The organism is Arthrobacter sp. H35-D1, from assembly GCF_030063185.1.
Classification (GTDB): domain Bacteria; phylum Actinomycetota; class Actinomycetes; order Actinomycetales; family Micrococcaceae; genus Specibacter.
This window is the reverse complement of record NZ_JASISP010000001.1, coordinates 64,020-90,446: the sequence shown is the minus strand read 5'-3', so window position 1 is coordinate 90,446 and position 26,427 is coordinate 64,020. Positions and strand designations below refer to the sequence as shown.

Here is a 26,427-nt window from a genome sequence, read left to right as displayed (position 1 = left end):
ATGACTAGTGAACATCTGAACCATGGGTCCATGAATCTCGATTCGGTCGCGGTGCATGGTGGTCGGGAGGATCTGCAGGCCTTGGGTGTCCACGCTCTGCCCCTGGACCTGTCCACGACCTACCCGCTGCCGGATATTGAGCACGGCGGGGACTCCTACGAGTCCATGGCCCTTGGCGGGCACCCGCTGCCCGAGGGCGGCTCGGTGTATGCCCGCTTGTGGAACCCGACCGTGGCCCGGTTCGAATCCGGCCTCGCGCAACTGGAAAAAGCGGAAGCAGCCGTGGCGTTTGCCTCCGGCATGGCGGCAATGACCGCAGCCATCCTGGCCAGCAAAGACAAGCTGAAAGCAACGGCGAATCCGGCCACAAGGCCCCATGTGGTTGCCGTGCGCCCCCTCTATGGCGGCACCGACCATCTCCTGGCTTCGGGACTGCTGGGCGTGGATGCCACGTTCTGCGGCGAACACGAAGTGGCCGGGGCAGTGCGGGAAGAAACGGTTTTGATAGTGCTCGAAACACCGGGGAACCCGACCCTTGACCTTGTTGACATCAGCAACGTTGTGGCCCAGGCCGGTGATGTTCCAGTACTTGTCGACAACACTTTTGCCACCCCGGTCCTGCAGAACCCCATCAGCCTTGGTGCCGCCATGTCGCTGCATAGCGCCACAAAGTACATCGGCGGACATGGCGACGCCGTGGGTGGCGTCATCGCCTGCAGCGAGGAGACGGCGGAGTCGCTACGCCGCGTCCGGGCCATCACCGGCGCCACCCTGCATCCCCATGGCGCCTACCTGCTGCACAGGGGTCTTGCCACACTCCCTGTCAGGGTTCGCGCGCAGCAGGAAAGCGCAGTTCGGGTCGCCGACTGGCTTGAGCGCCAGCCTGGCGTGGAGAAGGTTCATTATCCCGGCAGCGATGGCGACCCGCGCGGCTTGTTGCAACATCAGATGCGCGGAACCGGTGCCATGGTCTCGATTGGTCTGACCGGCGGTTTCGCGGCGGCCCAGCGACTCACCTCAGCCGTGCGCATCTTTACCCATGCCGTCTCGCTGGGCGGGGTCGACTCGCTGATCCAGCACCCGGCGGCATTGACCCACCGGCCCGTTGCCGCTGAGGCGCGGCCCTTGCCCAACCTGGTGCGGCTGTCGATCGGGCTCGAGTGCGTGGAGGACCTGATCAATGATCTGGCACAGGCGCTCGCTCCTGTTTCCTCCAGCCGTGAAGAGATGGCCCCCGGCAGCGAAACCGCGGACCCGGTTCGCATGGCTGCCTCCGACTCCACCGTGCGCTGACCGTGCCCGGTTTTCTGCGATGTTTTTTTGGCTCACCGGACCAAAAAATTCAGTCGTCGAGTGCGGCAGTAGCCGAGAGTATGGTCCAGCGCTGCACGGCAGTGGAGAGCTGATCCGGAGACTGTCCGGCCACGTGGACTGCCGCGTCCCTGACAAGGGCCGACGCCGTGTGCCGGGCTGTGGCGGGAAGGCGGGAGTCATGTGCGGCGAAGGCCAGGTATCGGCAGAGGATGCCGGTGAAGAGACTGCCGTCGCCGCCTGGTTCGAGCCGGAGGCTCTGCCCTGGCGTGACGAGCCGGCTGCGCACGGACTCGATGAGCGCTTCGGCGTGGGCGAGGTCCTGCGGCCGACCCACCTCCAGCATGGCGGCAAGGACGGGACCCTGATTGTAGGTGTAAATGGTGTTTTCGACGCTGCGCCCGTTTGGGGTGGGGTGGACGCCATCCAGGTACAGTCCCAGCTTCGGCTCAAACAGCTCCACCCGCAGCCAGTCGAGAAGGGATGCCGCCCGGTCCACTTCGCCGATGCGGGCGAAGAGCAGGGCTGCCGGACCGTTGACAGGGGTGTTTTTGAAGTCGCGCTTGCGGGACCAGTAGATGCCCCCGCCCAGCACGTCGTCGTGCCCGCCGTGGAGCTGGTGTGTCAAGGAGATGACGGCGTGCTTTGCGAGGCGCACAGTACGGGCGGTGAGACGCAGCGAGAGTTCGTTGAGTCGGCCGGCTGCGAGCGCCAGCCAGACCATGTCGTCATAGTAGTCGTTGCGGAAAACGCCAAAGTTCCGGATCAGGATGCCGCGCAGCAGTGCTCGTGCCCGTTGGAGTTCGGCGCGGGCCTCGCTTCTGTCGCCGCGGGCCAGAGCCAGGAATCCGGCGTCGAGGACCGCATCAAGATAGTGCGCCTGCCACCAGTAGTGCCATTCCGACCACGGAGCTTGGAACTTGCGGTGCTTGCCGAGCTGCCTTGTAGCGGTGTCGGAGTGCAGCGGCCGTGCGTCCAAGGCGCCGATCCATGTTCCCGGCAGGCCCATGAGCCGGTGGCCAAAGCGGGCGTTGACTTCTGCGCCGGCTTCCCGTGCAAGGGCGGCGAAGTCTGCGGGTTGGCGGTGCCGTGCCGTCGGGCGCCCGGGGCTGGCTGTCATGGTCCAATCTTACTGGCACGGTTGCTGCATCAAGGAGTGGGCCGTGATGCCAGCCACATCTTTCGGTTAGTATGCATTAACGCAATGTTCGCCTTCGGACATGACAAGGCAGCAGCACCTCAACGAGGAGGAACCATGGATATTTCCAACAACGGGACCGTCGCACTCATCACCGGCGGCGCATCGGGACTCGGCGCCGCGACGGCGAGAGCACTGCATGCGGCGGGTGCCGCCGTCGTGCTTGTCGACTTGCCAAGCTCAAACGGTGCCGAACTGGCCGCGGAACTGGGCGAACGGGCGGTGTTTGCCCCGGCGGACGTGACGAACGAGGGCCAGGTGCGCGACGCCATCGCAGCAGCGGCCAAACTGGGAACCCTGCGCCTGGCCGTCAACTGCGCCGGGGTCGCCACACCGGGCAAGGTCTTGGGGCGCGAGGGTGTGTTGCCGCTGGAGCAGTTCAACAAGGTGGTCCAAATCAACCTGGTAGGCACCTTCAACGTGGTCCGGCTGTGCGCCGAGGCCATGGCTGCCGCCGAACCGCTGGAGGGCGAGTTTGGGCCCGAGCGGGGCGTCATTGTGAACACCGCCTCGGTGGCCGCGTTCGACGGTCAGATCGGCCAGCCCGCCTACGCGGCGTCCAAGGGCGCGGTGGCGGCGATGACCCTGCCGCTGGCGCGCGAGCTGGCGCGCTCGCTGATCCGGGTGGCGACCATTGCGCCGGGCATCTTTGAAACGCCCATGCTGGCCGGGCTGCCGCAGGCCGCGCAGGATTCACTCGGCCAGCAGGTGCCGCACCCCTCGCGCTTGGGCAAGCCTGCCGAGTATGCCGCGCTCGTGGAGCACATTGTTGCCAACGCCATGCTCAACGGCGAGACCATCCGCCTTGACGGTGCCATCCGGATGTCGCCCAAGTGAGCCGGCGCGAGAACACCGGGCCGGACCTTGCCAGCCTTCCCAGCGCCGACTTTTATGACGTTGAGGCGTTGCTGAGTGCCGCTGAGAAGGCCAAGCTGGGGCAGCTACGCGAGTTTTTGGCGACGGAGGTGGCCCCGTACGCCATCGAATGGTGGAACGACGCCGAGTTCCCGGCGCACATCCTGCCCAAGATCGCGGCGCTTGGCCTGGCCGCCCCGGACCGTCGCCAGTACAGCCACCTGTTCACGGGATTGGTCGTGGCGGAAATGACCCGCGTGGACACCTCGCTGGCGACGTTTTTCCTGGTCCACCACGACCTGTTTGTGCAGGCGCTGTCCGACTTTGGCTCCGCGGAGCAGAAGGAGCGGCTGCTGCCTGACGCCGTCGCCCTGCGCACCACGGGCGCCTTTGCCCTGACGGAGCCCGATCATGGCAGCGACGTGGCCGGCGGCCTGGTCACCACCGCCTTGAAGGTGGAGGACGACGGCGGCACCCACTGGGTGCTCAACGGCGCCAAGCGCTGGATTGGCAATGGGACGTTTTGCCAAAGGATGCTGCTCTGGGCCAAGGATGCCGAAACGGGGCAGGTGCGCGGCTTCTTCCTCGACGCGTCGCTGCCCGGGGTGGAACGGACGAAAATTGAGCACAAGATTGCGCTGCGGACTGTGCAAAACGCGCACATCATCCTGACCGACGTGCGGGTGGAGGAGCGGGACAGGGTTGCCACTGTCAGCTCCTTCGAGGACACCAACAAGCTGCTGCAGGGCTCACGCATCTCCGTTGCCTGGCAGGCCGTGGGCCAGCAGCTTGCCGCGTTCGACGTTGCCCGGGCCTACGCCGTGGAACGCCAGCAGTTTGGGAAACCGCTGGCATCGTTCCAGATGGTCCAGGCACAACTGGTGAAAATGCTGGGAAACGCCACCTCGTCGTTGACCATGATGGTTCGGCTTGCCGGGCTGCAGGACGCGGCGGAAGCCGCCGAAGTGCAGACGGCGGCAGCCGCAGACAAGCACAAGGCCGGGTCGCCGAGCATGGCCCAAGTGGCGTTGGCAAAAGCCCACACCACTGCCGCCATGCGCGAAACAGTGGCCATGGGCCGTTCCCTGCTGGGCGGAAACGGCATTGTCACGGACTACAAGATGGCCAAGATCTTCGCCGACGCCGAGGCCATCTACACCTACGAGGGCTCGCACGAAATCAACACGCTCATCGCGGGGCGCGCCATTACGGGAATCTCCGCGATCGTGTAAGGCTGCTGCTGCGGCGCTGGTCGGTGGATTGCCGCCCGTGGTTGGAACGGCAACGAACATTTCATGAAAGAAGGAACACCATGAGCACCACTGTGAACGCCGTCTCCGCTGCGGCGGCAAGCGTCTCCACGGCGGTGGCCGACGTCGTCGCGGAGCGGACAGAGCACCTCTTTGGGCTGTTGGGAAATGGCAACGCCCACTTGATCAGCCACCTCACCTCCGCCGGGTTTCCCTTCACTTCGGCCAGGCATGAGGCTGCCACGGTGGCGATGGCGGATGCCTATCACCGTGCCACCGGCAAGGTGGGGGCCGCGACCACAACCTATGGGGCCGGGTTCACCAACGCCTACGCCGCTCTCGCCGAAGCCCGGCTGGCCCGCATTCCATTGGTGCTGGTGACCGGCGATGCCCCCACCACCGGACGGAGGGCCTTCGACGTCGACCAAACCGCCGCGGCTGCCGCGGTGGGGGTCACCACACTGGTCGCCGGTCCGGACAACGCCGCGGCGATCACCCACCGGGCCTTCGACTTGGCAGAACAAACGGTCCAGCCGGTGGTGCTTGCCATCCCCTATGACCATGCCACCGCACCGCTCATCGAACAGATCGCCCTGCCGCCGCTGCCGGGCAAAGCCGCATGGGCCGCCGACACCGCAGAACTGGATGCGGTGGCTGCCTTGCTGCTTAGCGCAAAACGGCCCCTGGTCTTGGCCGGGCGGGGCGTACTGCTGGCCGGGGCAGCGGCGCCGCTGCAGGAACTGGGAGACCGGCTCGGGGCCTTGTTCATGACCTCGGTCATGGCCGCCAACATCATCGATTCCCCGTGGAGCCTCGGCATCGCCGGAGGCTTCACCCGCGACCACCGGCTGGAACTGGCCCAGCAAGCCGATGTGGTGCTGGTGGCCGGGGCCTCGCTCAACGCCTTCCAGTCCCGCTACGGCACTCTCTTTGCCCCCGATACCCAGGTCATCCGCATCGACAACGAACCCGAGTCCGCAATGGTCCACGCGCAGGTGACCGACTACCTGCGGGCCGACCTTGGCCCAGCGCTCATGGCGCTCAACGAACGGATAGCCGCAGTCGACGAGTCCAGCGGCTGGCGTTCGCACGAGCCGGACGTCGCCACCGAATCCTTCCGCTCTGCCGCACCCATCGAAGACCCGGCCGAATTCGGTCTCGACGGCCGGCTGAACCCTCGCGCTGTAGTCGCGGCCCTCGACGGCATCCTGCCCAAGGAACGCTCGCTGGTCATGGATGGAGGCCACTTCATCGGCTGGGCGCCGATGTACCTCTCCGTGCCGGACCCTCAGGCCATGATCTTGGTAGGCACTGCGTTCCAGTCGATTGGGCTCGGCTTCGGATCCGCGTCCGGAGTCTCCGCCGCCCGCCCGGACCGCACCACCGTTTTCGTCACCGGCGACGGCGGCGGGCTCATGGGATTGGCGGACTTCGAGACTTTCCTCCGTGCCACCCGGCGGGGCGTCATCGTGGTGCTCAACGATTCCGCCTACGGGGCCGAACTCCATCAATATGCTTCCAAGGGTCTTGACCCCACGGCGATGCTGATCGAAGAGGTGGACTTCGCCGCCGTCGGCCGCGCGCTCGGAGCCGAAGGAGCGAAGATCCACACCTTGGATGAGCTTCAAGCTCTGACGGAATGGCTGGATACCCATGACGAAGGGGTGTTCGTCCTGGACGTGTCCATCTCGCAAAAGATTGTTGCCGAATTCATGAGCGCATCAATCAACGCCTCCAAGAAGCCCTGATGCCACAGCTTCTTGGAGGAGGATAGAGGCATGTGGATCGGCTGGATTGAATTTGACCTCTTGTTCGGCGATATTCATTCCCTGAAGGAGAAGCGGTCCGTGCTGCGCCCCATACTCGCCGAGATCCGCAAACGCTTCGACGTCTCCATCGCGGAGGTGGACCTGCAGGACCTGCACCGCCGGGCAGCCGTTGGCGCCGGATTGGTGGCCGCGGACCGCGCCCACATCGTTGAAGTGCTGGACGCTGTCGAAAACTATGTGGCGTACCGTCCGGGCATCGACATGCTCAGCGCGCGACGCCGCGTTTTCACCAGCGACGACTGACACAGCCACTTGGAACTCGGCCGATGTCGCGGCGTAGTACCGGAGCGTCCGACGGCACTCCGAGTGCCGTTGTTCATTCTCGTCCGGCCACTCCCGGAGCGCGTTGACGTTTTCGGACACCAGCACGCCGCCGTCTCGGTGCTTCCGGCGGATGGCTGAGTCGTCACGGTCGTGCTCGCCATTTGATCGCTACGCCTGATCGTTTGGCGAGGCCTGGTCGATCCGGGCAATGAACTCACTCAGCCACTCGATGGCGGCAGCGACGTCAGCTGCCACATCCAGGCCCTCGGCGGCCTCCGCGTAGAGGGTCACCCAATCCGAGCCCTCGACCACTGACGGGGGCCAGGCGTGTGCCTTTCGGTAATCGAACAAACGAATACAGGTAGCCCGGACCATCGCTAGGTCGAGCTGCTCGCGGGTGCTTAGGAGTTGCATGTCTATGAGGTCTCGGGCGCGGTCGCTGCCGGATACGGTGGACGCGTGGATTTTCTGGGCGATCTGGTGGGCTGCGGGCATTACGGCCACCGGGCCTGAAGCTGGTAGGCCCACATCGGTGAACATTTCGCTGATGCTGGGCGCCAGGACGAACTCGGGATGGTCAGCGTCACCGATCTCGTTGTGACCGAGTTCGAAGGGCACTGTGCACCAAGGCCTCCCCTCGTAGTCGAGCTTCACGTCGAATGGCTTCATCACGTACGAGGTGGGAATTCCCTTGGGTTTCGGGGGTGTTCGCTCGACAAGACGTCCAGTGAACCCGCCCCACCCTTCCCGAAGGCGCTCCTCGAAGTCGGCGCGGAATGGCGCCAGGTCTCTTGCGCGGGCGGCGTCGAGGTCGAGGGTGAACCGTGTGTTGGAGCCGTACCGCAGCGCCATCGCGCCGCCACCTTTCACGGCAGCCTCGGGAAGCATTTGTCCGACCACCACCAAGGCCATCGTCGTCCGCCGGCGAAAGGCGAGGTATTCGTCTCCCTCTAAGTTCTTCATTCGCTGGGTTAGAGCGCTGAGGTTGCGAGGCGGGGTGTCGTAACTCATGCGGCGAGCTCCTTGCGCACACGGTTCCACTCCGCTGTAGTCAGCAGTCCTTCAGCGCGGGCCTTGACTGCCGCATCTCGTAGCCGCGTTCCGGGGACCCGGCCCAGGCATTCGATGAGCGCTTCGCTGAGCTGCTGGGCGCGGATCCCGTGGTAGCGGGTAACCTTCGTTCCGGACGGCGCCTTGGTGAGCTTCACGTAGGCGGGCATTGCGCGGCGGACACGACGGGCAGTTCCCACGGTGATCTTCTTAGGGTTCACGTCCGCCAGGCCCAGGAGGGCGAGGACGGCTTCTCCGCGAAGGTAGGCGTCGTCTCCTGCGCGCAGGGTCGCCTCGGCGAACTGATCATTGTCGGTCGGCGGGATGTCAGTCATGCGGTAGAGACCGTATCCGACGTGTTCGAGGCCGCCGCGGGCTGCGAGCTTTGGCAATTCTACGGCAGGCACGCCAGCGCTCACTGCGGCCGCGGTGGTGACATAGCCATAGTTGTCGTAGGCCACCTCACGCAGTACGTCTCGATAAGTTGCAGTCATGTCAAAATTCTACGGTTAACGGTATTGTTTTGCCATTATTTTCAAGTGGGGTATGGTCAAAAATATACCGAAAGCGGTATTAGTTTGACATCGTGCCGGAGGGGTCGGTGCCCGACGGGACGATCTATCCCAGTTATAGCCGCGCGAAATGTCGCTACCCGGTAGGGGGCGCGGCACGAGCTGTCCCCACCTGGGCTGCAGAATCCGGGCGTTCTACAGGCGGGGTGCGTGCTATCAAAGGGTAATTTTGAAGCATAGGCGGACGCGTTCTGCACCGCTGGCCGTGGTGGTCAAAAACAACTCTCCGCGCAAAAGTACTGTGTCGGCCATCTTAAATAAGGGCAAACACGGGTGAGCGTGACCGAACTGACGCTTAGCCAAAGCGTCTTAGATCCCATGGGTTTCGAGGCACTTTGGTTACGAGACACCTCGGCTTTTGATTCAGGCGGAAATCCGATGGGAGTGACAACTCGACAAGGATGCACTCCTCGGCACCAGTTTCGTGAAGGCTCTTGGTCACCAAAGCTTGAGTTGAGCATCTACGTTTGGCGCACCGCGAACGAGGGCGGTACGCCAATCAAGTGCGCCCAACTTCTGTAAACGACCAACAAGGACGATCGGGTGCACGCGCTGCGCTTCCGCCACCTGCTGAACCCAGTCGGCCCGTATGCGCGAAGGAAGACTGGGGAGCTCCTCCGGCAGAACCCAGGAAGACGCGAGTTCATCGGCGTCATCTTCAGTGCCAAGAGTGTGCTGCGGATCATCGGGATCATCCAAAATCAGCCCACGCTCTCCTAAATGGTCAAGAACGACATGCGCCACTTCGTGCAGGAGCGTGAAGAGGACCTTGTCGAGACGTTTTCCCCGCCCGGATAGAGCAATTGCGGGCTGGCAGTTCTCCCGGACGAACGAGCATCCATCAATCTTGCTCGCGGGGAAAGATTCAACGAACACAAGTGCGAGTCCACACTCGGCGAACAGTTTGGGTAGTTGACTGAAACCGTCGGCATTACGAACCAATTGAGACAGCTGGGGAGCAAGCATCTCGAGGGCCGGCTTCGAGAATGGGGCGGTCTCTTGCGATTCTGCGCGTGCTTGAGCGCAAGCGGTCCAGGCCAATTGAGTTGGCGTCAGTTGTTCCGATTGGTTCGTGCGACGTGCAGCAATCTGCTGCGCTGGGCAGTCAGTGAGCTTGTCCATCCTATAGAGCTTTCGCAGCTCCTGTGCCTGATCGCGCAGGTCCACCGACTTGATGATTCCGCGTCGAACTAGCACCGAGACAGGCGCAAGTTCCTTCAGTCTCGCTCGCAAACGAACGTCGTCGAGCCTGTCCCGAGTTTGCTCGTCTTGGCTTTGCCTCCAGAGATGGAAGGCATCTTGTAAATTGAGCCACATTTCCGCAGTGGTTCCGAGTGCTGCGCCGATCTGCGCGGCTGAGTCTCGGGTAATCTCCTTTTTGCCTGAGATTATCTCAGAAACAAACTGTGCCGGGCGCTCGAGAATCTCGGCGAACTCGGCTTGCGTCCAGCCACGCTCATATAGCTCGTCTGCGAGAAACTCACCAGCGGGGAACACCTCGGCTCGCATCTTGGTACTCATCTCGGGTCTCCTTTCAGTGGTAATCGACTAATTCAAGAACAACCGCAACGCGACCGCTGTCATCGGTTATGAAATTCAAAATCAATCTGTATTGATCATTCAGGCGGATGGAGGAGGTGCCCGTTCGGTCCCCTTCAAGTTTTTCCAGCCGGAGTGACCTGACAGCGCGAAGATCACGTTCGTCCTGCGCGGCATCGATCAGCTGGATCTTCTTGCGGTAGGCGCGGATGACATCTCGACCCCATTTCCTTGGGTTGAAGTTCGGATCCTCCGCGAGCCGACGAAGTGTCTCGTCATCAAAAACGATCCGCACTTCCACCCCTTCATAGCTAGCCCATGGCTTGACAGAGCCTAGCGCATTTCTGAAACATTGCTCGTCTTCACCTCTTCACCCCTTCACCCCTTCACCCCTTCACCGATATAGTATATCAAGTAGTTTATCACTGAGGGAAGGGAGTCCGCTGATGACCAGGCAAGAGCCGCCTCGCAATCAAAAGGTCTATGCCCGTTCGACAAGCTATCGCCACGGGCCGCCTCCCCCGCCCAATGCTCCTTCGGATGAGGTATGGGATCTCATTGACAGGTTGGTTGCAGATAACCCCGATGTCGCATCATCGACAACTCCTGAAACTGAATTGAAGCAGCGTCGCCGCGGTGACGCGCGGCGACGGCGACGGCGTAGAGACTGGCGGCGAGTGCTCGACGTGTTTGGCTCGGTTGTCTGGGCCTTCATTGTGGTCAAATTGTTCATCGGCGACTTCGACCGGGTTATGCTCGCGGCCATCGCACCTCAAGCCGTATGGATTCTCGACTTCAGATGGCTGCTGGTCCTCGTCTTGGCCGCGCTGCTTCTACTACTTTTCAACTCGCGGAGACTTGGTCTAAGCCTTGCCTATGTCATTGGGTTCCCTCTCGTGCTGTCGGGCTGGAAGCTTCCCAAATTCCTAATCAAGAAGCGCAGCTCCCTTCTGGTGGTAGGTCTCGCTGGAATTTTTACCAGCATCGGAGCAAGGGCACGACCGTTCATTATTGCCCTCGCGATCGCATGCCTCTCAGGTTTCATGATCTCTTCGTCAGAGATGCCATGGGTTGTCGCGGGCACCATTGGAATGGCCCTGACCTTGATTTGGTGGTTGGCTATAACTGCGCTCGACCTGCTCCGCTCGACTGCTTTCATACGGGCTCAGAAGAAGTTCATCGACTGGGCTTTGCAGAGAAGAATCATCGACCAGATCACGACACCAACGTTGCCGAACCGCGTTACGATCCGGTCCTGGACCGTCGAAGACGCGAAAAAGTTCAGGGATAGTGCCGGATACAGCGTGCTTCTGACACATCTGCTACAATTCTGGGCCGAATGTCTGGACCAGTACCGCAAAGGGCCTTCGGTTATAGTCCTGAACATGCTGGCCGCCGTCAGCCTGACGCTCCAAGTCATACTCGCTTTTACGTTTATCAACCTTGGGGTGCATACCCTCGTGCCTACTCAGTTCTCCAGTGCCGGAAACCCGAGTTGGTGGACCTTCGCCTACTACTCGTCAGTTGGGACGTACTTTGGAGAGATCGGCGCACTTGCGCCAGTTGGAGTTTTTGCCATCGTCGCGAAGCTGGCCAATGGTATTTTCGGTGTGGTGGTGGTTGGGACCGCCATAGTCTCGATTTCGCTAAACTACAGAAGCGTTCGAACTGAGGCTGACGGCGAAGGCGTGATCCGCACGCTGACTGGAAAGGCGGCAGAGATCAGGGAAGTCTCATCCCAACAGCACCAAATGTCCTTTCGAGATCTCGAGAACCGTCTTCTCGCTACAGGGTGGGGGCTGCTCGGGGTTACGCGCTGGCTCGCGGCTCAACTAGAAGGACAACCTCGCCGCAGTACGACAAGTGAGTGAGAGTTATTGTACGGCTTGGGAAATCTGATCCAGTCATGCTGAAGCGGACGAGGGCTCGGCTTTGAATTGTCTTGCAACCCTAGTCATGCGAGACGTCTCACCGCTCACGTTGCCGCTGCGGCCGAGTAATCCGAGCATTTCGCCGCATCGTGCGCATTCTTTGGTAATCGGCGATTCTCGCAACCATGTCTCGAAACCTTTCGGCTGAATCGATGTACCCACTGTCAGTTGTGAGACACAACTGAGTAGCCCATTGTGACATTGATCGGATATGCACGTGGTGCGATTCGACGCCGGTTCACTGGCCGCCGAGAGCGGGAGTGTCCGGCCGTTGATATCAGATGCGACGAAGTTTACGCGGGTCAAACTGTATCCGGGCACAGGCACCTCGACTCGAATTCGAACGAGCGATCGACGCCTCATTGGAAGTCAATACCTGCCTGATCACCTACGTGGATTGACCGGGCGAAGTCCGCAGAATCCGCCGCTCAGCTTGCAGGTGATTTCGAAATATCACGCGACAGAGAACAATCACAGAACACCACCAAAGCGACATCAAATCCAGGCCCGCGGCGGGGCAGCTATTTCCGCGGGTCGCGCTCACCGGCTTCGACGGCCACGGGCAGGGTGTTGCCAGTCGCGGGCGCAGGGCATGTACCGAAATCACTGAAGGCGCTGGGGTAATTGATGGCCCGGTTGAAATCAACCACCAGCGTGCCGTCCGGGCGAGGCTTCGTCAGCTCAATTTTGCGCCAAGGGGAGGTACTCACATTGTTGCTTGCATCGGAGAAGGTGATCTTCAACGAACCCAACGCGCCCTCCTCGGCAGCCAGGGAGTAGCGCGTGCCGTCCAGCTCAAAGGACACCTTGCCCACCAGCGTGGCCAGGCCAGGGACCTCTGGGTTGGCTGTCTCGATGACCGTGGTCCGCGGCTCGGCGTAAGACTCAAAATGTCCCGTCAGGACAAGCTCGGAGTTGTAGTCATAAACCGGTACGCCGCTGAAGGACGTCAACGTTGCTGCCTGGGCATCGCGGGTGCGGATCATGTACCGATTGGCGCGCCTGCCCAGCTCAACGACCACCGAACCGCTGGAAACCCACAGCAGGGACTGCTCGTCGGCCAGCTCCACAGTGATGGTGCCCGCCAACGGTTCGCCGCTTTCCACCAGCGTCAGGTGGTCCTCCACGCTCGCAGTAAGTGACGCCGTCGTGCCTTCAAAACTCCACAATCCTGGGACGCCCGCCAAAGGGGACGGGGTCGGGGGAAGCCACTGGAAGGATGTCAGCGAGAGCCAGCCGTGCGCATCGGTCAGCGAGGCGTTGCGTCCGGTGCGAAAACGCTCCCATCGGGCAGTGAGGCGCTCGAGTTCTACGGTGTTTGTGCTGGTACTCATGCTGCTCCTGGGAAACGTAGGCGGGGTGTCCACGGTAGGCACAACGGCCACGCGCGGGTGGCTATTCCGGTGGTCGGGACGATTCCGGCGAGCCAGCGCGCCGGTGAGAGAATGGCTGCATGGCAACAAACGCGCAAATGAACAGGGACATGGCCCGATTTCCGCTCGGCACCGCCACCGTGCTGGACGATGAGCGCACGGAGCTGGTGTTCACCCGCCACTACCCGGTGGCCCCGGACGTGCTGTGGGAGATGCTCACCCATCCCGAGAAGACGCCCATGTGGTGGGCCAAGGTGCGCGGACAGGCAAAGTCCGGCTCGTCCTTTGATCTGAAGTGGATGAACATCAAGGACGAGGGGCACGGGATCGAAAGCGAGTGGTGGAACGGGCGGGTCATGGAAGCCGAAGAGCCGCGGCTGTTTGAAATTTCCAACGCCATGCATGGCCGGATCCGCATGGAGCTGACGCCGGTAGGGGATGGCACCGACCTGATCTTCGGCAATGTGGTCTCGCTGCCTGAGGAAGTGGTGTTGATGTCGCTGGCCGGATGGCACGTGCACTTGGATCATTTGCAGGAAGCGCTAGACGGCAAAAGCGTCGACTGGCAGCACTGGTGGGATGACTTTTACCCATGCTGGGAGCAGGCGCACGCGCTGTACGCCGCTGCCTGAGCGCGTCATTATTTGAGACGGATTGGCACCCGCCAACCATCCGCACGTAGGATCCAAAAGGCCCTGTCCCGGGGCGCACCGTATTCAACGTCGCATACGAGCACTACAGAATCACAGACCGTAAGGATGATGACTCATGAGCTTAGACATGCAACCAAACCCCCAGGGTGCTGCCCAGGATGCGGAACCGGACACAGACTTGCGCCGCGATGTGCGCCGCGTCAGCACCCTGCTGGGCGAGTCGCTGGTGCGCCAGCACGGCCCGGAACTGCTCGCCATGGTGGAGCAGGTGCGACTGCTGACCAAGGAATCCAAGGAGGCCGCACGCGGGGAAACCGGCACCGGCCCGTGGAGCGCGAACGACGTCGCAGAGCAGGTCCGCGAAGTTCTCGCCTCCCTGCCGCTGGACCAGGCGACCGATCTGGTCCGCGCCTTTGCGTTTTACTTCCACTTGGCCAATGCCGCTGAGCAGGTGCACCGGGTGCGCAGCCTGCGCGGCCGCAGTGAAAAGGACGGCTGGCTGGCCAAGGCCGTCTCCGAGATCGCTGAAAAGGCTGGCAAGGACGCCCTGCAGGAGGTTGTCAACGACCTCGACGTGCGCCCCATCTTCACTGCCCACCCCACCGAAGCCTCACGGCGCTCCGTGCTGGACAAGGTCCGCAAGCTCTCCGATATTCTCTCCACCGAGTCTGAGGAGGGGAGCACGGCCCGCGCCCGCCAGGACCGCAAGCTCGCGGAAATTATCGACCAGATGTGGCAGACCGATGAACTGCGCAAGGTCCGTCCCACACCCATGGACGAGGCCCGCAACGCCATCTACTACCTGAACAACATTCTCACCGACGCCATGCCTGAGGTGCTGACCGAACTCAGCGAGCTGCTCGCCGGCCACGGCGTGTCGCTGCCCTCGGACGCCGCACCCCTGCGCTTCGGTTCCTGGATCGGTGGCGACCGCGACGGCAACCCCAACGTCACCTCTGACGTGACGCGCGAAGTCCTGGTGCTGCAAAACCAGAACGCCATCAAGATCGCCACCGTGCTGATCGACGAGCTGCTGAGCGTTCTGTCCAACTCCAGCTCCCTGTACGGTGCCGATGCGGCACTGACCGATTCCATCGCCGCGGACGTGGCGCACCTGCCGGGCCTGGACGCCCGCCTCCTTGAGCTGAACGCCGACGAACCCTACCGCCTGAAGCTCGCCTGCATCAAGGGCAAGCTGGAAAACACCCAAAAGCGGGTCGCTGCCGACGCTTACCACGTGCCCGGCCGGGACTACAGCACCACGGCCGAGCTGTTGGCGGACCTGCAACTGCTGGAGGATTCGCTGCGCAACAACTCGGCCGCCCTGGTGGCCGACGGCGCCCTCGCCACGGTGCGCCGCGCCATCGCCTCCTTCGGGCTGCACCTTGCCACCCTGGACATCCGCGAACACGCCGACTACCACCATGACGCCGTCGGCCAGCTGATCGACCGCGTCGGCGAGCTGGGCAAGCCTTACGCAGAGCTGGACCGTGCCGAGCGCATGGGCGTGCTCAGCGCCGAATTGGCCAGCCAGCGCCCCTTGTCCGGCCACCCGATCAAGCTCGACGGCGCCGCCAACGGCACCTACGACGTCTTCCGGGTGGTGCGGCGCGCCTTGCGCACGTACGGCCCGGACGTCATCGAAACGTACATCATCTCGATGACCCGCGGCGCCGACGACGTGCTGGCACCGGCCGTTCTGGCTCGCGAAGCCGGACTGGTGGAGCTCACGGGCGAGAACCGCTACGCCAAGATCGGCTTCGCGCCGCTGCTTGAAACCGTTGACGAGCTGCGCGCGTCCGCGGAAATCGTGGACCAGCTGCTCTCCGACCCGACCTACCGCGAACTGGTCCGCCTGCGCGGCAACGTGCAGGAAATCATGCTCGGCTACTCGGACTCCAACAAGGAATCCGGCGTGCTGACTTCGCAGTGGGAGATCCACAAGACCCAGCGCAAGCTGCGCGACGTGGCCATCAAGCACGGCGTGAATGTGCGGATGTTCCACGGCCGCGGCGGCTCCGTGGGCCGTGGCGGCGGGCCCACCTACGAAGCCATCCTGGCCCAGCCCAACGGCGTCCTGGAAGGCGCCATCAAGTTCACCGAGCAGGGCGAGGTCATCTCCGACAAGTACTCCCTGCCGGAACTGGCCCGCGAAAACCTTGAACTCTCGCTGGCTGCCACCATGCAGGGCTCGGCGCTGCACCAGGCCCCGCGCCACTCGGAGGATGACCTGCGCCGCTTTGGCGACATCATGGAAACCATGTCCGACGCCGCCTTCGGCACCTACCGGACCCTGATCGACCACGATGATTTGCCGGCCTACTTCCTGGCCTCCACCCCGGTGGAACAGCTGGGCAGCCTGAACATTGGCTCACGCCCGTCCAAGCGTCCCGACTCCGGTTCGGGTCTTGGCGGCCTGCGCGCCATCCCGTGGGTGTTTGGCTGGACGCAGTCGCGGCAGATCGTGCCCGGCTGGTTTGGCGTGGGCTCCGGACTGAAGGCTGCCCGCGAGGCAGGCCGCGCGGATGAACTGAAGGAGATGCTGGAAAACTGGCAATTCTTCTCCTCCACCATCTCCAATGTGGAAATGACGTTGGCCAAGACGGACATGGACATCGCCGCCCATTACGTGCGCACCCTGGTGCCGGAACCGCTGCAGCACCTCTTCGCCACCATCCGCACCGAATACGACCTCACAGTTGCCGAACTTCAGCTGCTGACGGGCGAGACCGAGTTGCTGGACAACCAGCCGCTGCTCAAGCGCTCACTGAACGTCCGCGACCAGTACCTCGACCCGATTTCCTACCTGCAGGTTGAACTGCTGCGCCGGGTCCGGGAAGCGGACATCACCAAGGAAGACGTCGACGAGCGGTTGCAGCGGGCCATGCTGATCACCATCAACGGCGTGGCCGCCGGCCTGCGCAACACGGGATAGGCAGCGCGTGAGCGTTGGGCCCGGTGTGCTCGTAGGCTGCGTCAGGGAGACCGGAGGCCGCCCGCGGCCGAGGATCGGAAAGCAGCCGAGAGCATGCCGGGCCCAACGCTGAAAGTTTCCGCAACGCCGGACTTTCAAAAAACGCCGGCTCCACCGCCCATGATCTACCCTCCCGGTGGGCAACCTTCATTTAGGCTGGAGCAATGCCTTCCTTCCGCGCCACCCTCCAAATCACCGGCCTGCGCCCCGGCCACGCCCCTGAAGAAGTCATGGACATGGCCGTCTCCGCAGTGGGGGCAGCCCACGTGGTGGAAGCCAACCAGCTGGACATTGTCGCCGGAACCCCGCGCATCACCGTGCGCTTCATGGTGGAGGCCAGCGAGTACGACGCCGAGAACCAGCAAGCGCGCAACGCAGCGGTTTCCATGGCCCATGGCGTGAACACCGTGGCCAACACGGGTGCGCTGGGCACCTTCCGCCGTTCCGCCGGAAAGTGGCTCGTGCTCTGACCAGCCGTGCCGGGCTCACATGTGCCGGACTCAGGCCTGTCAGGTTCAGTCGTGTCCGGTTCAGGCGTGGTTCGGGAACGCGGCGAGTTCCAGCTTGGACGAATAGCGGCGTGGTTCGTGCGTCAGCGGGTCGACGAAGGAAATGCTCCGGGCCAGCAGCTGCAGGGGTTTCGTGTAGTCGTCCGGGGCCTGGTCTTGCAGGACCGGGTAGAACGTGTCGTTGAGGATGCCGATCCCCTGTGCAGCCAGGTGCACCCGCAGCTGGTGGGTTTTGCCGGTGTGCGGCTGCAGGTCGTAGAGGCCAAAGGTTTGCCCTGATGGCGCGTCAACCCGCGTGTCCATGAGCTCGATCCTGGTCTCGGCGTTCGGTTCGCCGGCCACCTCCTGCGCCAGCAGATAGGTGCGCGACTTGACCATGCGGCTGCGCACCACCAGCGGGAACTCCAGCTCTTCGCGCACCGGCGCCACGGCGCGGTAGGTCTTCTCGACACGCCGTTTTTCAAAAAGCAGCTGGTACTTGCCGCGGGTTTCCGGATTGGCTGAAAACAACAGCACGCCCGCCGTCATGCGATCCAGCCGGTGGATCGGCACCAGGTCCGGCAAATCCAGCAGCACACGCAACCGCACCAATGCCGATTCCTGGACGTACATGCCCCCGGGGGTGGTCGGCAGGAAGTGCGGCTTGTCCACCACTACAAGATTTTCGTCCTGGTGCAGGATAGAGAGCTCCACTGGCAGCCGATCTTCCACCGGAAGTTCGCGGTAGTACCAAATGAACAGGTGCTCGCTCAACGGGGTGGTGGGGGTGAGGACTTCCCCGCCCAGCGCCTTGACTTCCCCGCGTTCAAACCTGTCCACAATGCCCGCGGGGTCCACGTGGCCGAACTTCTCCAGCACGTAGTCCATGGCCGTTGCCCACGGGCCCTCTTCAGGCATGCGCATGCGAGTGGCATTGACGCCGTTGCGGACGGGAAGGGGAGATTTCATCACCTTTAAATAGTACCGAGGCCCGGGGGAAGTCCCGAACACGGCCGGGACGTCCCCTCCCCGCGGCAATGGAGGTGTGGGGAGTCCTTCCCATGGGCAGAGTTGCTGGGCATTGCTAGTGTTGGTGTTTTCAGGCCGGTGCCCAGCCGGCAAACACTGCATCGACATTGCTCCGGTGCCGGGAATCCATTGACCACGAGGGGGCCTTGCATGCCGGGAGAATTTCTTGGCTCCGACCCGGTGGATTTGCGCGCCCTGGCCAAGGACTTTCAAGGTGCGTCGGCATCGCTGCGCCGGATCCAGTTCACCCTGACATCAGTGGCGGGCAGCGTGGCGTGGCACGGGCCCGACGCCGAGCACTTCCGCCAGACGTGGTCATCGCACAAGAAGGTCATCACCTCGGTGTGCCAGGGGCTGGAGAACGCCTCGAAGGACTTGGCGAGAAACGCCGATGAACAAGACCAGGCCAGCTCTGTCGGCAGCCTCTCCGGGAAGGTACAGTGCGCGGGGACTGGCGGGACGCCGTCGAAATCCCAGCTGGACAAGCTCGACGCCATGACACCGGAAGAACGGCTGAAGTACCTGGGCAGCGCGGAATTCAAGAAGTGGGCGGCCCAAAACCCCGATGATGCGAAGGCGACCATGGACGCCGCGGTGGCGTCGGGGCTGATACCGGTGAAGTCGGAAGAGTACAAGGATTTCCTCAGCGGCTACTGGAACAACATGGCCATGGAGCGCATGGGCATTGGCCCCGCCACGTGGGACACGTCCAAGGGGACAGCCGCCAACTGGGACACGATCAAAAAGGTCTACGACTTCTATGGCCAGCAATTCCTGGCCAACCCGGACCTGCAATGGGCCGGGATGGCCAACATGATTGGGCCCTCCTTTGCAGGAGGCTTCAAGGACATGGACATGATTCGCAGCATCGCCCGGGAGATTGTCAACGGGCCGATCAAGAACATTCCGCTGGCGGACCTGCAAATGCTTCGGGCAGCGGCGGCGATGACCGATCAAGATGTCAAGTTCTACGAAACTGCCATGCTGGACATGAATAAGGAGATTTTCCTTGACCAGGCGAGACAGCACATGGCCTATGAAAACGGCGGAATGACGGAGATCAACAGGCTTGCTGCTTCCGGTGCCATCACCCCTGAAACCGCCAAGGCCTGGGAATACATTGACAGCAAGGATCCGGCGAAGGTGCAGATGGGCAACACGATGCTGCTGGACCGGGAACAAAACAAGATCATCGCCAACGACTACGACAACATGTACAAACACCCCGTCACAGGTCCTGCCGTGACATACATGGTGACACTGGTCGGGGAACCTTCGATCCCCGGCGCCAAGAGCTACCCGGAGGTGTTCCCGCTGATAGTTCCGGTTGAAACACCTGGCACCACCAACATTCCCTTCACGCCGTGGGACAACCCGCTCCAGGGGACCGTGGAAATCACCACGCCGCTGCCTGATGGCAACATTGCCAACGCGGACCAGCGCTGGGATCTCATCAAGCAGGCCACGCTTCCGGCGTACCAGCGGCTGCTGGCCGAGGACCCGGAGAGGGCCCGGGAGATCGTTGCCTCGGACTTCAACGGACGGGTTGAGCAGGCACGCCCCACCAACAACATCGGACCCATCACCACGCGGATCGTGACTGGATTTGAGATCGGATTCAAGCAATGACGGACTTTCACAGCGGCACAGCGGCTGCCATGCGCCGGGTGGGCCATGCCGCAACGGCCACCGTGCTGGTGTGCGGACTTGCGGCCTGCGGCATCACCATCGGCGAGCCCACCAAGACAACCCAGGAGAGCACCATGCAGGACACTGAATTTTCGCAGCTGGACGCCGACGGGGTGGCCCGGATCAAGGAAAGCGGCGTCATGCGCCTCGACTTCACCGGGGATGCCATTGCCAAGGCGGACGTTGGCCTGTCCGGCTCAGCCATTGCCCCGGACGTGGTGGCTCCGGACGGCACCAAGCTTGCACTGTCCGTCCAAGGCAGCAACGGCATCCTCTCAGCGGAAACCGACCATGTCCGCTTCACCTCCACGAGCTCCCTGCCGGACATTTACGTCATGTATTACTTCTTGACCGCCACGAACCTACCGGATTATGCACAGCTGGTCCAGGACGGCGTTGCCGCCTACGGCATGGACAGCGACGCTGCCGAGCGGTGGCTGGACTCGACCGAAGCCGATCCGGGCCGCAAGAGCGACTACTCGCTGGGCAGCGGCGACAAGCTCGGCTTCGATGTGGGCTACGAGCTTTCCTATGACGGAAGCAAGGACGTCCAGGTCATTGTCGTCACGGTCTCAAAGCCCCTGCCCTGACGGGTTCTGGCCTGTTGGGTCCTGCGGCTGGCAGCGCGGGCACCAGTAGATGTCCCGGGCCGCTTGGGTGGGATAAAGCGGGTCTGCCAAGGTGCCGTACCTGATGAGCGACCCGCACCTTTTGCAGGGTTTCCCGGCAAGACCGTAAACCCACGCGGCCGCCTCGCCCCTAGCCGGCCCGCCCGTGGTGGAGCGCTTTGACCGGTCCTTGTTGGCCTCCAAGAGTCGCTTGGACAGATCCACCATCCGCGGCAGAGCGGCCACCTCCCCGATGGGTGTGGCCGGATGCACCCCGCCGAGGAAACACAGGTCGTTGCGGTACACATTGCCTATCCCGGCAAGATTGCGTTGGTCCAAAAGTGCCAACCCCACAGCCCGTCCGGGAGCGAGGAGCAGCCGTCGCAGGGCTTCGCCAGCGTCCCAGTCCGGCCCCAACAGGTCCGGCCCCAGATGCCCGACGACGTCTTCCAGGTGCGCTGCCGGCACCACTTCCAGCAGTCCCAGCGAGAAGCCGACTGCCGAGACGAACTCGGTTTGCAGCACCACCCGTGCCGTAAACGCCGGACGGCGCCAGCGGCCAGCCCGGCCACCGGCGGCCAGCGGATAAATGTCCCAGTGCCCTTCCATGGACAGGTGCGAATGGATGACGTGCCCGCCTGCGTGCATGAGCAGGTGCTTGCCGCGCGATTCAACGGCTGAGACGGTCTTGCCACTGAGATCCAACGTGGCGAAGGCAGGAACCCTGAAGTCGCTCGAGGCCAGCATCTGCCCCTCAAGCACTGCGCGCAGATCACGGGCCTGCCGCCAGACGGTGTCGCCTTCAGGCACGAATCCGCACTCCCCGCGGGGAACTGTAGGCACCGTGTTCCAGCAATGCCCGAGCCAGCGGTGTCCCCAGCACGTCGGCGCCGTTCACTTTCTCGATGGCCATTTTGTCGATGGCCCCGCGCTTGACCACCCGCACCAGGGCCGCAGCAGCCAGCCCGATGGTTGTTTCGTCGTCGTTGAAGCACAGCAGCGTGCGGCCGCCGCGCTCCACATACAGGACCAGGGCGCCGTGGACCATGACCACCAGGGCGCCGGCCTTCCTCCCCGGGCGGTGGCCGGAATCCAACGGCGGCCAAGGCAGCGCGGCGCCGTAGGGGTTGGCGGGGTCCGTGGCCGCCAAGGCCAACGCTTGGGGAGCCTTGGCCTGCAAGGCGGCGTCCTCACCAAAGGTTCGCAAACGGTCAACGGTGGCGGAAACGGCGAATTGGGCGGCGCCAAGGTGCTCAATAAAGTAGCCGCGGCGGCACTTTCCGCTTTCCTCCAAGCGGGCCAGCACCTTGTACATGAGCCCGAAACCACCGGGAATGCCTTGGTTCATGACCGAACCGCGCGTCACCACCCCGTACCGGTCCAGGAACAGTTCGGCCAAGGCGTGGCTGCGCAGGGTGGCCTGTGTGGTGGACACGGCGGCGGCCTCGCCGACGGTCCCTGCACCGGCATCGGCAACAGGCAGCAGGCTCCAACGCCCGGCGCCCATGGGAGGTGCGCCGCGTTGGGCACCTGCGGCCCGGCCCGGCAAACGGCCGTAGCGCCCGGCCCGTGCCGGACGGAGCCGCGACGGGGCGGGTTTTTGCTTGTGTGCAGTGTGTCCGCCCGCCAGCAACGCCCGGACCGGAGAAAACGTATCGTTGCCCACCCTCCCGGCCCAGAGCAGATCCCACAGGGCTGTGGTCAACTCCGCATCCGAGGCAACAAGGTCGGGTCCGTCGGAAGTCATTTCGCGCAGCTGATGGAAAAAATACGCACCCCCGGTGCGCAAGGCTCCCAGGATGCGGTGGTGGAATTCAGTGGGCGTGAACTCGGTGGATGCTTGAAGCGTCAGGTCTGCCGAGTCCGCAATGTGCAGGCTCAACCATCCATCGTTGGAACCCAGCGATCCGGCCCCCGACACCAGTACTTCGCCCGTGGCGATGAGCTCGTCCAGCATGGCGGGGGCGTAGTCGGCCACGCGGGCAGCCAGTACCAGGGACTCCCAGGCCGACGCCGGAATGGGCACGCCGGCGAGCTGGTCCACCACCGTCAACACTCCGTCCAATCCACGCAGTGCTGGGGAGTTGGATGCTGCGGTGACGTGCTGCCAGGCCGGCAGGAAACGTCCAAAGGTGCCGGCGTCAACCGGCTCCACTTCGGCTCGCAAGGCAGCCAGGGAGCGGCTGCGCAACTGCCGCAGGACTTGGACATCGCACCATTCGGATGCCCCGTTTTCGGCGCGCTGGGGCAAAAATTCGCCCTCGGTGACGCGCCTGTCCACCGCCAACCGCGCCAACCCTGACAGCACGACGGCGACACCCAGTCCCAGCCTGACGGCGACTTCCGGAGCCGTGAAGGGTCCGTGGGTGCGGGCATGGCGACCCAGCAAGTCGCTCAGCGGATCCGCCACCGGTTCAATGAACGCCAGCGGCACGCCCATGGGCAGCGGGATGCCGAGTGCGTCCCGCAACCGCGCCGCGTCTTCAATGGCGGCAAAGCGGGGCTCGCCCGCCATATTCACGCGCAGCACGCGGTTGGCGGCGACCAGCTCGCTCAAGTGCGCACTCGCCTCCGCCAGATTGTCCGTAGGCGCAGAATCTGCGGTGGGGATGACCACCGGTTGCAGCCGGGCGGCAACTTCGTCCTCGGTGAGCGGGCCGAGCAAGCGCAGCAGGTCTGCCACGCCTTCCATTCCGCGGGCGCGGCGATCGGGGGCGATGCGCTGCAGCTGGGACTCGGTAGTGGCAATGACGTCAGGGTCCAGAAGCTCGCGCAACTCGGCCCGGCCCAGCAGCTCGTCAAGAAGGGCGGGGTCCAAGGACAGTGCGGCGGCGCGGCGCTCGGCCAGCGGGGAGTCGCCTTCGTACAGGAAGCTGGCCACGTAGCCAAAGAGCAGCGAGCGGGCGAAGGGCGACGGCTCGTTGGTGGTGGTTTCCACGATGCGCAGTTCGCGGCGTTCAATGCTCGCGGCAATGGATTTCAGGGCAGGGAGATCGTAGACGTCCTGCAGGCATTCACGCACCGTTTCCAGCACGATGGGGAACTGCGGGTACTTCCGGGCCACGTCAAGCAACTGGGAGGAGCGCTGGCGCTGCTGCCACAAGGGGGAGCGCTTGCCGGGATTTTGCCGGGGAAGGAGCAACGCCCGGGAGGCGCATTCGCGGAAACGGCTGGCAAAAAGTGCCGAACCGCCCACCTCGGCGGTCACAATTCCGTCCAGTTCCTCGGGATCAAAGAGAAAAAGGTCGGCACCGGGCGGTTCGTCGTCCATGAGTGGAACCCGCAGCACGATGCCGTCGTCGGATGCCATTGCTGAGCCGTCCAGCCCGTAGCGTTCATGCAGGCGTGCGGCGATGGCCAAGGCCCACGGCGCGTGGACCGGCATGCCGAAAGGGCTGTGCAGCACCACCCGCCAGTCGCCCAATTCGTCGTGGAAGCGCTCCACCATGAGGGTCTTGTCATCGGGGACTTGGGTGGTGGAGGCTTTTTGCTCATCCAGGTAACCCAGAAGGTTGTTGGCCGCCCACTCGTCCAAGCCCGTGGCGGTGCACCGGGCGAGTGCTTTTTTACGCGGGGCTGCGCTGATTTCACGAATGAACGCGCCCAGCGCCCGGCCCAGTTCCACCGGACGGCCCAGGGAGTCGCCCTTCCAAAACGGAAGTTTTCCGGGCTGGCCAAAAGCGGGGGAGACCAGCACACGGTCAAAGGTGATGTCCTCAATTTTCCAACTCGTGGCGCCGAGCGCAAAGACGTCGCCCACCCGCGATTCGTAGACCATCTCCTCGTCGAGTTCGCCGACGCGGCGCCCGCCCTTGTTCGCCGCGGCCGTCCCCGGCGACGCTGCCGTGTCTTCGGATGGGCCCACGCCGGCGAGGGGCCCGGGCCGAGCTTGCGAGGCCTGGGAGCCGGTGGGGACGATAAACACGCCGAAGAGACCGCGGTCGGGGATGGTTCCGCCCGAGGTGACGGCCAGCCGCTGGGCCCCGGGGCGGCCTGCAATGGTGCCGGCGGTCCTGTCCCAAATGATGCGGGGGCGCAGTTCGGCAAACTCGTCCGAGGGGTAGCGTCCGGCCAGCAGATCCAAGGTGGCGTCAAACGCCGAGCGGGGCAGGGCCAGAAACGGTGCACTGCGCCGCACCGTTTCAAACCATTCATCAACGTCCAATGGTTCCAGGGCGGTGGCCGCCACCGTCTGTTGAGCCAGGATGTCCAGCGGATTGGCGGGAATGGACAGCGATTCGATTTTTCCTGCCAGCATCCGTTCCACCGTGACGGCCGAATGCAACAGGTCCGCACGATGCTTGGGGAAAAGGATGCCTTGTGAAATCTCTCCGACTTGGTGGCCGGCTCGGCCCACGCGCTGCAGCCCGCTGGCCACCGACGGCGGCGACTCCACCTGGATCACCAAATCCACGGCCCCCATGTCGATGCCCAGTTCCAGGGATGAGGTGGCCACCACGGCGCGCAGCCGCCCGGATTTCAGATCGTCCTCAATCAGCGCCCGCTGGTCTTTGGACACCGAGCCATGGTGTGCCTTGGCCAGCACAGGGGGAGCCCCGGCCACGGACCCGGCCTGCGCCATCATTTCCGCCGGCAGCCGGGTGGGAGGCTTTTCGCCGGGGGAGCTGTCCCCGGGCGGCTTTTCCGCCGGGGACGGAGCGGTGGCCCGCCACCCGGCGCCGGCGGGTGCGGTGCGGTGCGTGGCTGCGGCGAGGTGCGCGTCGTCGCCGTCGTCGGTGCCAGCGGATGCCTCGAGGGCCGCCAGCTCCAGGCGTTCTGCATAGATCTCGTTGAGCCGGCCGGTGAGCCGCTCGGCCAGGCGTCGGGAGTTGGCGAAGATGATGGTGGACTTTTTGGCCAGCACCGCGTCCACGATCTTTTCTTCCACGTGTGGCCAGATGGAGACGTTGGGTTGCAGGCCGGAAGCGGGCGCTGCGCCGGGGTCGACGCCGGAGGCCGAGGGCAGCGGGGGCAACTCCGTCATGTCCGCAACGGGGACGGTGACGGCCAGGTTCCAGTTCTTGGTGCTTGCCGGGGCCACCACGGTCACCGGCGCATTGCCGCCGAGGAAGCGTGCCACCGTTGAATGCGGCTCCACTGTGGCCGAAAGGCCAATGCGCTGGGCGGGAGTTTCCAGCAGGGCGTCGAGACGCTCCAAGGAAAGCGCCAAATGGGCGCCGCGCTTGGAACCGGCCACCGCGTGCACTTCATCGATGATGATCGTATGGACGTCGGTGAGGGTTTCGCGAGCCTTGGCGGTCAGCATCAGGTACAGCGACTCTGGCGTGGTGATCAGAATATCCGGCGGATGGCTGAGCAGGCGCCGGCGTTCATTGGCAGGGGTGTCGCCGGAGCGCACGCCGACGCTGACCTGCGGGGCGTCCAAACCCAGGCGTGTGGCGGTCTGTGTGATGCCTATCAGCGGCGCGCGCAGGTTTCGTTCCACGTCCACGCCGAGCGCCTTCAGCGGGGAGATGTACAAGACGCGGGTGCCACGTTTTGCATCCCCTTCTTTTTCTTTAGTGTCCCCTTGTTTAGCGGCCAGGGGCGTGCCTGCCCTGGCAATGAGCCCGTCCAAGGCCCACAGGAAGGCGGCGAGCGTCTTGCCGGATCCCGTCGGTGCCACAACCAATGAATGTGCCCCGCCGGCAATGGCCGCCCAGGCGCCTGCCTGCGCCGGAGTGGGAGCGCCAAAGGCACCAAGAAACCATTCGCGCGTGGGTGCTGCGAACTCATTCATGGCGGCGTGGGACGTGGTTTCCTGCACGGATCCATCATGCCGCATGGCACCAACATTGTGGCACTGCGATGGGT

The 26,427-nt window shown here is 63.7% G+C and carries 20 protein-coding genes; 11 read left to right on the top strand and 9 right to left on the bottom strand.

Features of this window, described 5'->3' with window-relative positions; genetic code table 11:
* Positions 1-1,293, top strand: coding sequence for a trans-sulfuration enzyme family protein (locus QMG25_RS00415; protein WP_283456209.1), 1,293 nt, complete (start codon positions 1-3; stop codon positions 1,291-1,293).
* Positions 1,294-1,342: 49 nt separating this feature from the next.
* On the opposite strand, the gene QMG25_RS00410 is transcribed toward QMG25_RS00415, so the two are convergent.
* Positions 1,343-2,431, bottom strand: coding sequence for a glycoside hydrolase family 76 protein (locus QMG25_RS00410; RefSeq protein WP_283456207.1), 1,089 nt, complete (start codon positions 2,429-2,431; stop codon positions 1,343-1,345).
* A gap of 135 nt (positions 2,432-2,566) precedes the next feature.
* Between QMG25_RS00410 and QMG25_RS00405 the strand changes: the two genes are divergently transcribed.
* From QMG25_RS00405 to QMG25_RS00390, 4 genes are all read left to right on the top strand, one after another.
* Complete coding sequence (locus QMG25_RS00405; protein ID WP_283456205.1) at positions 2,567-3,346, top strand: SDR family NAD(P)-dependent oxidoreductase; 780 nt, start codon at positions 2,567-2,569, stop codon at positions 3,344-3,346.
* On the top strand, positions 3,343-4,596 hold the full coding sequence (locus tag QMG25_RS00400) for an acyl-CoA dehydrogenase family protein (RefSeq protein ID WP_283456203.1): 1,254 nt from the start codon (positions 3,343-3,345) through the stop codon (positions 4,594-4,596). Before QMG25_RS00405 ends, QMG25_RS00400 begins: the two co-directional genes overlap by 4 nt.
* A gap of 80 nt (positions 4,597-4,676) precedes the next feature.
* Complete coding sequence (locus QMG25_RS00395; RefSeq protein ID WP_283456201.1) at positions 4,677-6,362, top strand: thiamine pyrophosphate-binding protein; 1,686 nt, start codon at positions 4,677-4,679, stop codon at positions 6,360-6,362.
* A 30-nt stretch (positions 6,363-6,392) separates the two neighbouring features.
* On the top strand, positions 6,393-6,686 hold the full coding sequence (locus tag QMG25_RS00390) for a DUF503 domain-containing protein (RefSeq protein ID WP_283456199.1): 294 nt from the start codon (positions 6,393-6,395) through the stop codon (positions 6,684-6,686).
* A gap of 189 nt (positions 6,687-6,875) precedes the next feature.
* Here QMG25_RS00390 and QMG25_RS00385 read toward each other — a convergent pair whose 3' ends face one another.
* The 4 genes from QMG25_RS00385 to QMG25_RS00370 all read right to left on the bottom strand — a co-directional run bounded on the left by QMG25_RS00385 (position 6,876) and on the right by QMG25_RS00370 (position 10,163).
* Positions 6,876-7,718, bottom strand: a complete 843-nt coding sequence (locus QMG25_RS00385) for a nucleotidyl transferase AbiEii/AbiGii toxin family protein (RefSeq protein ID WP_283456196.1) — start codon at positions 7,716-7,718, stop codon at positions 6,876-6,878.
* Complete coding sequence (locus QMG25_RS00380) at positions 7,715-8,251, bottom strand: hypothetical protein (RefSeq protein WP_283456194.1); 537 nt, start codon at positions 8,249-8,251, stop codon at positions 7,715-7,717. The genes QMG25_RS00385 and QMG25_RS00380 overlap by 4 nt, the downstream gene beginning before the upstream one ends.
* Positions 8,252-8,767: 516 nt before the next feature.
* Positions 8,768-9,850, bottom strand: coding sequence for a HigA family addiction module antitoxin (locus QMG25_RS00375; RefSeq protein WP_283456192.1), 1,083 nt, complete (start codon positions 9,848-9,850; stop codon positions 8,768-8,770).
* Between the two features lie 13 nt (positions 9,851-9,863).
* Positions 9,864-10,163, bottom strand: a complete 300-nt coding sequence (locus QMG25_RS00370; RefSeq protein WP_283456191.1) for a type II toxin-antitoxin system RelE/ParE family toxin — start codon at positions 10,161-10,163, stop codon at positions 9,864-9,866.
* Positions 10,164-10,314: 151 nt separating this feature from the next.
* Here QMG25_RS00370 and QMG25_RS00365 point away from each other — a divergent pair, with 151 nt between their 5' ends.
* On the top strand, positions 10,315-11,739 hold the full coding sequence (locus tag QMG25_RS00365; RefSeq protein ID WP_283456189.1) for a hypothetical protein: 1,425 nt from the start codon (positions 10,315-10,317) through the stop codon (positions 11,737-11,739).
* 581 nt (positions 11,740-12,320) lie between these two features.
* On the opposite strand, the gene QMG25_RS00360 is transcribed toward QMG25_RS00365, so the two are convergent.
* On the bottom strand, positions 12,321-13,133 hold the full coding sequence (locus QMG25_RS00360) for a DUF1684 domain-containing protein (RefSeq protein WP_283456187.1): 813 nt from the start codon (positions 13,131-13,133) through the stop codon (positions 12,321-12,323).
* 119 nt (positions 13,134-13,252) lie between these two features.
* On the opposite strand from QMG25_RS00360, the gene QMG25_RS00355 reads away from it, so the two are divergent.
* The 3 genes from QMG25_RS00355 (at position 13,253) to QMG25_RS00345 (ending at position 17,269) form a co-directional block, all read left to right on the top strand.
* Positions 13,253-13,804, top strand: a complete 552-nt coding sequence (locus QMG25_RS00355; RefSeq protein WP_283456184.1) for an SRPBCC domain-containing protein — start codon at positions 13,253-13,255, stop codon at positions 13,802-13,804.
* 148 nt (positions 13,805-13,952) lie between these two features.
* Positions 13,953-16,760 carry a phosphoenolpyruvate carboxylase gene (gene ppc / locus QMG25_RS00350; RefSeq protein ID WP_502866331.1) on the top strand — a complete coding sequence of 936 codons (2,808 nt, stop codon included), beginning with the start codon at positions 13,953-13,955 and terminating at the stop codon, positions 16,758-16,760.
* Between the two features lie 203 nt (positions 16,761-16,963).
* Positions 16,964-17,269, top strand: a complete 306-nt coding sequence (locus QMG25_RS00345) for a hypothetical protein (protein WP_283456182.1) — start codon at positions 16,964-16,966, stop codon at positions 17,267-17,269.
* A gap of 60 nt (positions 17,270-17,329) precedes the next feature.
* Here QMG25_RS00345 and QMG25_RS00340 read toward each other — a convergent pair whose 3' ends face one another.
* Entirely contained in the window at positions 17,330-18,256 is a 927-nt protein-coding gene (locus QMG25_RS00340) for a pseudouridine synthase (protein ID WP_283457329.1), read from the bottom strand.
* Between the two features lie 210 nt (positions 18,257-18,466).
* Here QMG25_RS00340 and QMG25_RS00335 point away from each other — a divergent pair, with 210 nt between their 5' ends.
* Both QMG25_RS00335 and QMG25_RS00330 read left to right on the top strand, forming a co-directional pair.
* Entirely contained in the window at positions 18,467-19,945 is a 1,479-nt protein-coding gene (locus tag QMG25_RS00335) for a WXG100 family type VII secretion target (protein ID WP_283456181.1), read from the top strand.
* Entirely contained in the window at positions 19,942-20,595 is a 654-nt protein-coding gene (locus tag QMG25_RS00330; protein ID WP_283456179.1) for a hypothetical protein, read from the top strand. The genes QMG25_RS00335 and QMG25_RS00330 overlap by 4 nt, the downstream gene beginning before the upstream one ends.
* Here QMG25_RS00330 and QMG25_RS00325 read toward each other — a convergent pair.
* Both QMG25_RS00325 and QMG25_RS00320 read right to left on the bottom strand, forming a co-directional pair.
* Positions 20,578-21,423, bottom strand: a complete 846-nt coding sequence (locus QMG25_RS00325; RefSeq protein ID WP_283456176.1) for a DNA-formamidopyrimidine glycosylase family protein — start codon at positions 21,421-21,423, stop codon at positions 20,578-20,580. The genes QMG25_RS00330 and QMG25_RS00325 overlap by 18 nt on opposite strands.
* Positions 21,416-26,398: a DNA glycosylase AlkZ-like family protein gene (locus tag QMG25_RS00320; protein ID WP_283456173.1), complete on the bottom strand. Its 4,983-nt coding sequence runs from the start codon at positions 26,396-26,398 to the stop codon at positions 21,416-21,418. The genes QMG25_RS00325 and QMG25_RS00320 overlap by 8 nt, the downstream gene beginning before the upstream one ends.
* Positions 26,399-26,427 lie beyond the last annotated feature (29 nt).